Genomic DNA, 1,099 nt, shown 5'->3' with positions numbered 1-1,099 from the left:
GGCATGATATTGCTACTTGAAGCGACTCGTCGTGCATTAGGGCCTCCGCTAATGGTTGTGGCCGCCGTGTTCCTGACTTACACGTTTGCTGGCCCATACATGCCAGATGTCATAGCCCACAAAGGCGCAAGCTTAGGTAAAGCGATGTCGCATCTGTGGCTAACCACCGAGGGGGTATTTGGTGTTGCGTTAGGTGTATCCACTTCTTTCGTATTCTTGTTTGTACTGTTTGGCGCGATGCTAGAACGTGCGGGTGCAGGTGCTTACTTCATTAAAGTCGCATTTTCTCTACTTGGTCATATGAAAGGCGGCCCAGCTAAAGCCGCCGTTGTCGCATCTGGTCTATCGGGTCTGGTTTCAGGCTCATCGATCGCAAACGTCGTAACCACGGGGACTTTTACCATTCCATTGATGAAACGAGTCGGCTTCCCGGGCACAAAAGCGGGTGCCGTTGAAGTAGCAGCGTCAACCAATGGTCAGCTCACCCCGCCAATCATGGGCGCGGCAGCGTTTTTGATGGTGGAATACGTTGGGATTTCTTACGTAGAGGTTATCAAAGCGGCATTACTTCCAGCGCTGATTTCCTACATCGCGTTGATTTACATCGTTCACCTTGAAGCATGTAAAGCGGGCATGACTGGCTTACCTCGTCGTCATAATCCAACGTTACTGCAAAGCCTACTTTCATTCACGGCTACCATTTTAGGTCTGTGTGTAATCAGCGCTTTAGTGTACTACGGTGTAGGTTGGACGAAAGATGTCTTTGGCGACGCAGCGACTACGATAGTAACGATCGCGCTACTCATCGCCTACGTCGGCCTCGTAAAAATTTCTGCGAACCACATGAAAGATGGCGCAATTGAGATTGATGCGGAGCTGACTGAAGTGCCAGATCCGGGTCCTACAGTGAAGTCTGGCTTACACTACCTGCTACCTATCGTGGTACTGGTTTGGTGTTTAACAGTAGAGCGCTTCTCACCTGGCTTATCAGCGTTTTGGGCAACCGTCTTTATGGTCTTCATTTTGCTAACACAACGCCCTCTGATGGCGTTACTTGCGAAAGAAGGCGACCTAGTACAGCAAACCAAAGAGGGTTTTG

Annotated in this window: 1 protein-coding gene; it reads left to right on the top strand. The window is 50.0% G+C overall.

The window, feature by feature from the left end:
• Positions 1-1,099, top strand: a 1,099-nt coding sequence (locus R8O70_RS26000) for a TRAP transporter fused permease subunit (RefSeq protein ID WP_318184561.1), incomplete at both ends; no start/stop codon positions are given.

The sequence above is a fragment of the Vibrio sp. 779(2023) genome, assembly GCF_033344285.1.
Taxonomy (GTDB): domain Bacteria; phylum Pseudomonadota; class Gammaproteobacteria; order Enterobacterales; family Vibrionaceae; genus Vibrio; species Vibrio alginolyticus.
The sequence above is the reverse complement of the archived record's forward strand: the minus strand, read 5'-3'. Positions and strand labels throughout refer to the sequence as shown.